This is a genomic window from Candidatus Borrarchaeum sp. (assembly GCF_019058535.1).
GTDB classification, from domain to species: Archaea; Asgardarchaeota; Sifarchaeia; order Borrarchaeales; family Borrarchaeaceae; genus Borrarchaeum; species Borrarchaeum weybense.
The window spans coordinates 1-5,318 of sequence record NZ_JAHPYX010000070.1 but is presented as its reverse complement, the minus strand read 5'-3'; the positions used below and the strand labels follow the sequence as shown (position 1 = coordinate 5,318).

The following is a 5,318-nucleotide window of genomic DNA, read 5'->3' as shown; positions in this document are numbered from 1 at the left end:
GTACAATATCTATACAATGGCTGTGTGCAATATGACGAGCCCGGAGTATTTGTTAGTTTAGAAGAAGACAATCAGAAGATTGCGCGTGTGATGAGATTATTTGGATGGGATCTTGAGGTTCTACAGAACGACAAGAAACTTGTAATGATAAATGCTGTTCCAAAAAGAACTCCCGGCAAATCAGGATACGTTATTGAAACCCCATTTTTTTCTCGAACCTTTAGCTTTGATTCAATTTGCGATTTACTAGAAGACAAGATAAAGGAAACAAACGCAAAACGCGTTGTCATTGATGGCTTAAGCGGTCTCACACTTCAATATCAGAACGAATTCGAAATTCGACAAGGTCTTTTAGATATTACAAATGTCATTAGCGAAGCAGGCTGCACTTCGCTCTATACTTCAGAAATGCCTGAGGGAAAACCAGGGATCAGCAGATTTGGAGTCGAAGAATTCATCGCTTCTGGTGTCATTGTACTTTATTATCTTCGTGAAAGAGGAAAAAGAATACGTGCCATAGAAATTCGAAAAATGCGAGGTACTAACCATGACGAATCTCTGCATCCATATAAAATTACTGAAAAAGGAATCGTCGTCTTTCCGGAAGAAATAATTTTTATGGAAAAAGATGTGTAAAAAATAAAAAGAAAATAAGAACTTTAGCGAAACCGCGCCTTTTTATGATGAAATTGCCGTTGAGAGGATATTATTTGTTTGAGGAACTCTGATTCACTTATGATGCGGATAATTACTTTTCACTAGTCTTACTAACCTGTTTTTGTAATCTAAAATACAACTATATTTATTTTTCACAATTAAATCTTAATTTTTCGCAAAATAGTAGAGAAGTAATTATAAAACTGCGAATTATCTTTTTAGTATTAATTTATTTTGAAAAAACTCTGCAATTTGAAAATGTTATAGAGGAAACTTGTACTAGATAGAGCTCAATTTGTTATAGAAACCGCATTTTTCTTATTAAAAGAGAAATATATTGTGATATCACTTAAGAAAATCGCGAATATAGTCTAATGACTATTATTTTTCTCGGAAATTTTTTCCAGAAACTTAAAAAGTAAGATCTTTGCATCATAATACTCATACTTCTTATGAAGGATCAAAGGGCAATAAACACAAGCGTTTAGAATAGAACAACGAACGCAACGTGTCTAACTATTTTGTCGATAACATAAGCAAAAATCCGAAAAAAATCCGCGAGGGTTAATTTCATTGAAAGAGGACGAATTAATCAGCCGTAAACACACACAAACTTCAGATAAGGAGAAAGCAAAAAAAGATCCTATTTCTGGTACCGGAAATATTTTGATAATGGAAGATGACGATGTTATCAGAGAGGCACTAGGAGAGATATTAACTCATTTAGGCTATCAGATTGAACTCGCTAAGAATGGTGAAGAAGCTATCTCTTTGTTTAAAGCAGCAAAATCAGTAGGACAGTCTTTTAATTTAGTAATAATAGATTTAACAATTCGTTGTGGGATGGGCGGCAAAGAAGCAATTATGAAGTTGCTTGAAATAGATCCTAATGTTAAAGCTCTTGTTTCCAGCGCCTATTCAATAGAATCAGTTATGTCTGATTATAAGAGTTACGGATTCTGCGGCGTTGTTTCCAAACCCTACAATATTTCAGAATTAAGTGAAATCATATCGGAAATAATTGGTAGTAATTGCGTAAAATGAGCCTTTCATGCAATTATTCCTTTTTAGATTAGTACTTTGTATATTGTTACAGCATTATTCTTAAACGCGATTTCAAATAAATCAGGATGTTCATTAAATCTTTGCAGTTCTTCCATTGTGAATTTTTGGCGTTCTCTTGGAGATACAAGTACGTAGTTCACATCATATTTTTTTAAGAGATCAGAAACAAGGTTTTCATTATCTGAGGTGTACATTGAAATTGTGTCGTTATATCTCTGATCAAAGTATAAACGTTGGCTCTCTACGTGAATTTCACTCCCTACAACGACTCTCCTTGCTCCATACATGATAAGAGGACTTGGTGCTTCTATAGAAAGTGAAGGGGCAACTAAGAATACTGCATCTGAAGATGTATTTGCTTTAACCCAATTATATGCCTCCATCTCTTCTTCAGTGATGATATAATAGGGTGTTTCCATCGTAGCAGTAGTATACCATCTTTGCCAGAAAGGAACAAAAGCAATAATCATAATTATAATAAGTACTATAAGAGGCATTGAAGAGATTCGAATCCTTTTGTTCACAAGATTCATTGTTTCTTTAATCCCGACTGCGCCTAAGAAGACTACTGGGATTGTTATGGAGTAATAATAGGTATAATTACCGCCACGATACAAGTGCGTAAATACTATAAAGAGGGCTGTACATAATATCCACGATCCAAGTAGTAGAGATAATTTATGCTCTTTTTTGATTTGCGTCAAAAACCCTATACACCCGAATATAGAACAGACACCAAAGTAGATGAGTATCGCTTGTATAGATTGCAAAGGAACAAAAAGTCCAACTAAAGGTCTTATTCGGAAATATCCGCCAGGGTTTCCTCTCGCTAGATCTATAAGATATGGAGCGAATGTGACGGTGTATGCTCCAAATGGTATCATTGATGCAATTGTTGAAAGTGTAAATATTATGCCTTCTTTATACTTCCTTAATGACAATAAGATGAGATAGAAGATTGCAAAAGTCCCTATAATCGTAAGGTGAAGAATTGGATGGTAAAATGGCAATGCTGCGAGAAGAGCGAATGCTATAATATAAAACCGTTTAGTTTTTTGTATTAAATAAGAATAGAGAAAAAAAGCAAATAGTACTGCAACAATATATCCTGGTGCACGTATGAAGCCAGAATAAAGGGATTCGATAGCTAAAGCCCTCACAAAAACTTGTGGTCCTGGTGTCCTTTGATATAGTGCAAAAAGTGGAAATGTACCTGTCTCTATGGCAACAATGAGCCAATAAATAGCAATGCCAACTGACATAAGATATGCAGCTATTAGCCCTGCCTTTTTACTCTTAAATGTATCGACAACAAAAATAAAACACAAAGCGATAAATATCGTATTCATTGTAGCGTTTTGAATTATCATAGTTAAAACTACATTGATTCCACTCGTTTTCATTATAGCTGCATAGTGAAGCATGTATAACCATGGATAGGTAAGCACAACCCCTGCATATTCGGGGGTCTGAGGAGGGATACTGCGTGCACATTCCTCTATAATTGCACAATACCAGAAATGATCAATAGGATCGAAATAGAAGAGAGTATTTCCCTGATCAACGCGAATCAACAGAGTGTAAAAGACTATGTTGTTTGAAAATTGAAATAAGAGTAAAATGGCTAGTATAACTAACGTTATTTTTTGAAATGGCACTCCAGAGTAATTAATCGTTCTGTTTACATATTGAGAGAACAGAATGCCAATAGCAAGGGCAACATCAATAGATAAAACAATAAGCCAAATGCTAAGTCTTCCAAAAATACTTCCTAAAGGCAAGATGATTAACGGAGATGCAACTATGTTCAAAGCTGCTGAAAAAAGCAGCATACGTATTCTGTCAGTTTGGATTTGTAAGAAAAATCTTAATAGAATATAACCAGGCAAAATATTTAGAAGAGAGATATACACTAGACTGCGAAATGGGTTGATAAAGAAGAACGATATATTAAGCAAGAACATTGAAATAATCAAAATTTTTTCTGAGTTCCATATAGGAAGCAACCTTGCTTTCGCTTCATCAAAGGTTTTCATTTTAAGACGTTATCCTTTGTTTGTTCTATCAGTTTCTACAATGTATCTGGATTTATAAAATATATTTAGGCAATGAGTCTGCAGCTTGAATAATTTATAGCATTTGCGAATCTATCTTTTTTTCAATTAGGGTGATTTTTTATGTTACTTGAAGAAATGAGTTGGAATATAGTCGAAGAAATGCTAGAAACAGTTAAAACGATAATTTTGCCTTATGGTTCATGTGAAGCACATGGTTTTCATGCTCCCCTCTTCACGGACACTAAACTTGCTTTTGAGATTGCAAATAAGGCAGCAGAAGAATTAAACGTTTTTATTGCCCCCGTTATTCCGTACGGAATTTGTAGAACGACAAGAGGATTTAGCGGAACTCTTAGTCTATCATTTGATTCGCTCAAAATCCTAACTTATGATCTTATTAAAGAACTTGCTGAAACTGGCTTCGAAGAGATAATTTTATTCACAGCACACTGTGGAAAAAGTCAGATGATAGCCTTAAGGGAAGCAGGATTCTCTTACACAAAAAACTCTCACAAATCTAAGGTTTTTCTTGTTTCTGCAGCTGATTTGGTGGATGAACGCATAAAGAAATTGACGGAATCTCCGCTTTACCATGCTGATGAACTCGAAACTTCTTTGATGCTGTTTCTAGAGCCTTCTTTGGTTAATATGGATAAAGCAGTCAAAGAAACTCCTCAAGTACCTAAGTACCTTATTAAAACAACTGGAAGACCCTGGATGAAGTCAAGTGTCTTAGGAGATGCCACAAAAGCTTCTTATGAGAAAGGTGAAAAAATCTTCAATTTGTTAGTCGATAACCTCGTACAAATTATTAAGGACTTCCAGACCCCATTGATGTAAAATGATACTTCAATATCATTTCTATTTAATAATGAAAAAATATAAGATAAACGAAATACTATTTGTATTTACAGCAATTTAATTTCGTGATATAAGCGGGTAACAAAAGCGGGTATAGCAACCTGTTAGGTTTTACTAACGCAGGTTACCCCCGCAGTTGCAAGCAAAACGGTGATAAACTATGTCAAAAGGTGCTGCTCTACTAGGCGGTATACTGATTGGAGCCGCCGTTTGGATCGAAGTGTTTGCACTCCTAGGTCTATCATATTATTGGTTGGTGGTGCCACTCATTCTCGGATTCCTAGCTGGCTTATTTATCGGAGGCTCAGGAGAGGCAAGCGGAGGTGTCTGGCTTGGCGGTATATTCCTAAGCGCAATGGTCGGCTTTTTCGTCTATTTCTTATGGTTCGATGTAAACCTAACGCCAATGTCTAATGCCGCATTACTTACCATACCTGCTAGTCTCTTAGCGTTTGCAGGCACATTTTTGATGGCGAAAAGTGCATCTTATTACTGATTCATCTCCCTGGTCATCCTCCGACATTTTTTCCTTTTTTCTGATTTATTATCGCGAAGTTTTCTTGCTTATTCTTGTAGTTTATTTAACGTATGACTCTATGTACGAAAAAATTAAAACTTGAAAAGAAAAGCATATCAACCAGAAGGACTTTTTTAATTCTAGGAGGCAAAGTCTTGCTT

Annotated in this window: 5 protein-coding genes; 4 read left to right on the top strand and 1 reads right to left on the bottom strand. The window is 35.4% G+C overall.

The features are described from left to right. Together QVB70_RS03790 and QVB70_RS03785 are read left to right on the top strand one after the other, a co-directional pair. Nucleotides 1-636, top strand: a 636-nt coding sequence (locus QVB70_RS03790) for an ATPase domain-containing protein (protein ID WP_287583543.1), incomplete at its 5' end; no start/stop codon positions are given. 594 nt (nt 637-1,230) lie between these two features. Next, complete coding sequence (locus QVB70_RS03785; RefSeq protein ID WP_287583541.1) at nt 1,231-1,701, top strand: response regulator; 471 nt, start codon at nt 1,231-1,233, stop codon at nt 1,699-1,701. A gap of 23 nt (nt 1,702-1,724) precedes the next feature. On the opposite strand, the gene QVB70_RS03780 is transcribed toward QVB70_RS03785, so the two are convergent. After that, nucleotides 1,725-3,758 (bottom strand): hypothetical protein, encoded by a 2,034-nt coding sequence (locus tag QVB70_RS03780; protein WP_287583540.1) that lies wholly within the window; start codon nt 3,756-3,758, stop codon nt 1,725-1,727. 141 nt (nt 3,759-3,899) lie between these two features. On the opposite strand from QVB70_RS03780, the gene QVB70_RS03775 reads away from it, so the two are divergent. After that, nucleotides 3,900-4,619 carry a creatininase family protein gene (locus tag QVB70_RS03775; protein WP_287583539.1) on the top strand — a complete coding sequence of 240 codons (720 nt, stop codon included), beginning with the start codon at nt 3,900-3,902 and terminating at the stop codon, nt 4,617-4,619. Nucleotides 4,620-4,800: 181 nt separating this feature from the next. After that, a complete protein-coding gene (locus QVB70_RS03770; RefSeq protein WP_287583538.1) occupies nt 4,801-5,136 on the top strand; it encodes a hypothetical protein in 336 nt (111 codons plus the stop codon). Nucleotides 5,137-5,318: the final 182 nt, after the last annotated feature.

Bases quoted from the DNA above. Each gene is read 5' to 3' on its own strand.
- QVB70_RS03780 (WP_287583540.1), bottom strand. From the start codon at position 3,758: ATGAAAACCTTTGATGAAGCGAAAGCAAGGTTGCTTCCTATATGGAAC.
- QVB70_RS03775 (WP_287583539.1), top strand. From the start codon at position 3,900: ATGTTACTTGAAGAAATGAGTTGGAATATAGTCGAAGAAATGCTAGAA.
- QVB70_RS03770 (WP_287583538.1), top strand. From the start codon at position 4,801: ATGTCAAAAGGTGCTGCTCTACTAGGCGGTATACTGATTGGAGCCGCC.